Source organism: Vibrio sp. 1288 (assembly GCF_033344475.1).
Genome location: NZ_JAWPOX010000075.1, coordinates 1 through 3,045, shown reverse-complemented (window position 1 = coordinate 3,045; position 3,045 = coordinate 1). Strand labels below are relative to the sequence as shown.

The 3,045-nt window shown below is 51.2% G+C and carries 1 rRNA gene; it reads right to left on the bottom strand.

The features are described from left to right. Positions 1-126: 126 nt before the first annotated feature. A 23S ribosomal RNA gene (locus R8O11_RS24620) occupies positions 127-3,017 on the bottom strand. Positions 3,018-3,045 lie beyond the last annotated feature (28 nt).

Here is a 3,045-nt window from a genome sequence, read left to right as displayed (position 1 = left end):
TCAGGTGGGTCCAAAACGCTATGGTCGCCAAGCAAATTCTTTAATCTGGAAAGCTGTTTTTTTAATTCTCGTTCTTACACATTCAATGTTCTTTCATTGAGTCCATCAAAACCCCTTGGGTGTTGTATGGTTAAGCCTCACGGGCAATTAGTACAGGTTAGCTCAACGCCTCACAACGCTTACACACCCTGCCTATCAACGTCGTAGTCTACGACAACCCTTTAGGATACTTAAAGTATCAGGGAGAACTCATCTCAAGGCTCGCTTCCCGCTTAGATGCTTTCAGCGGTTATCGATCCCGAACTTAGCTACCGGGCAATGCGTCTGGCGACACAACCCGAACACCAGAGGTTCGTCCACTCCGGTCCTCTCGTACTAGGAGCAGCCCCTTTCAATTCTCCAACGCCCACGGCAGATAGGGACCGAACTGTCTCACGACGTTCTAAACCCAGCTCGCGTACCACTTTAAATGGCGAACAGCCATACCCTTGGGACCGACTTCAGCCCCAGGATGTGATGAGCCGACATCGAGGTGCCAAACACCGCCGTCGATATGAACTCTTGGGCGGTATCAGCCTGTTATCCCCGGAGTACCTTTTATCCGTTGAGCGATGGCCCTTCCATTCAGAACCACCGGATCACTATGACCTGCTTTCGCACCTGCTCGAATTGTCATTCTCGCAGTCAAGCGGGCTTATGCCATTGCACTAACCTCACGATGTCCAACCGTGATTAGCCCACCTTCGTGCTCCTCCGTTACGCTTTGGGAGGAGACCGCCCCAGTCAAACTACCCACCAGGCACTGTCCGCAACCCCGATAAGGGGTCGACGTTAGAACATCAACACTACAAGGGTGGTATTTCAAGGACGGCTCCACGCAATCTAGCGACTGCGCTTCAAAGCCTCCCACCTATCCTACACATGTAGGGTCAATGTTCAGTGCCAAGCTGTAGTAAAGGTTCACGGGGTCTTTCCGTCTAGCCGCGGGTACACTGCATCTTCACAGCGATTTCAATTTCACTGAGTCTCGGGTGGAGACAGCGTGGCCATCATTACGCCATTCGTGCAGGTCGGAACTTACCCGACAAGGAATTTCGCTACCTTAGGACCGTTATAGTTACGGCCGCCGTTTACCGGGGCTTCGATCAAGAGCTTCGACCGAAGTCTAACCCCATCAATTAACCTTCCGGCACCGGGCAGGCGTCACACCGTATACGTCATCTTGCGATTTTGCACAGTGCTGTGTTTTTAATAAACAGTTGCAGCCACCTGGTATCTGCGACTCTCAATAGCTCCATCCGCGAGGGACTTCACCGTCGAGAGCGTACCTTCTCCCGAAGTTACGGTACCATTTTGCCTAGTTCCTTCACCCGAGTTCTCTCAAGCGCCTTGGTATTCTCTACCCGACCACCTGTGTCGGTTTGGGGTACGATTCCTTACAATCTGAAGCTTAGAGGCTTTTCCTGGAAGCATGGCATCAATGACTTCACATCCGTAGATGCTCGACGTCGTGTCTCAGCCTTAAGAGAAACCGGATTTACCTAATTTCTCAGCCTACGCACTTGAACCTGGACAACCGTCGCCAGGCCCACCTAGCCTTCTCCGTCCCCCCATCGCAATTGTAAGAAGTACGGGAATATTAACCCGTTTCCCATCGACTACGCCTTTCGGCCTCGCCTTAGGGGTCGACTTACCCTGCCCCGATTAACGTTGGACAGGAACCCTTGGTCTTCCGGCGAGGAGGTTTTTCACCCCCTTTATCGTTACTCATGTCAGCATTCGCACTTCTGATACGTCCAGCATGCGTTACCACACACCTTCAACCGCTTACAGAACGCTCCCCTACCCAATGCACTAAAGTGCATTGCCGCAGCTTCGGTTTACTACTTAGCCCCGTTACATCTTCCGCGCAGGCCGACTCGACCAGTGAGCTATTACGCTTTCTTTAAATGATGGCTGCTTCTAAGCCAACATCCTGGCTGTCTGAGCCTTCCCACATCGTTTCCCACTTAGTAGTAATTTGGGACCTTAGCTGGCGGTCTGGGTTGTTTCCCTCTCCACGACGGACGTTAGCACCCGCCGTGTGTCTCCCGGATAGTACTTACTGGTATTCGGAGTTTGCAAAGGGTTGGTAAGTCGGGATGACCCCCTAGCCTTAACAGTGCTCTACCCCCAGTAGTATTCGTCCGAGGCGCTACCTAAATAGCTTTCGGGGAGAACCAGCTATCTCCAGGTTTGATTGGCCTTTCACCCCTAGCCACAAGTCATCCGCTAATTTTTCAACATTAGTCGGTTCGGTCCTCCAGTTGATGTTACTCAACCTTCAACCTGCCCATGGCTAGATCACCTGGTTTCGGGTCTATATCCAGAGACTGAACGCCCAGTTAAGACTCGGTTTCCCTACGGCTCCCCTAGATGGTTAACCTTGCCACTGAATATAAGTCGCTGACCCATTATACAAAAGGTACGCAGTCACAGGACAAAGCCTGCTCCTACTGCTTGTACGTACACGGTTTCAGGTTCTATTTCACTCCCCTCACAGGGGTTCTTTTCGCCTTTCCCTCACGGTACTGGTTCACTATCGGTCAGTCAGTAGTATTTAGCCTTGGAGGATGGTCCCCCCATATTCAGACAGGATATCACGTGTCCCGCCCTACTCGATTTCACTGAACACACGTCGTCAACTACGGGACTATCACCCTGTATCGTCGGCCTTTCCAGACCGTTCGTCTAACGCGTGTAAAGCTTAAGGGCTAGTCCAATTTCGCTCGCCGCTACTTTCGGAATCTCGGTTGATTTCTTTTCCTCGGGGTACTTAGATGTTTCAGTTCCCCCGGTTCGCCCTGTTGAGCTATGTATTCACTCAACAGTAATACCTTATGGTATTGGGTTTCCCCATTCGGAAATCCCAGACTCAAATGGTTTTTACTACCTAATCTGGGCTTATCGCAAGTTAATACGTCCTTCATCGCCTCTGACTGCCAAGGCATCCACCGTGTACGCTTAGTCACTTAACCATACAACCCGAAGGAGTTTCGAGTTGAT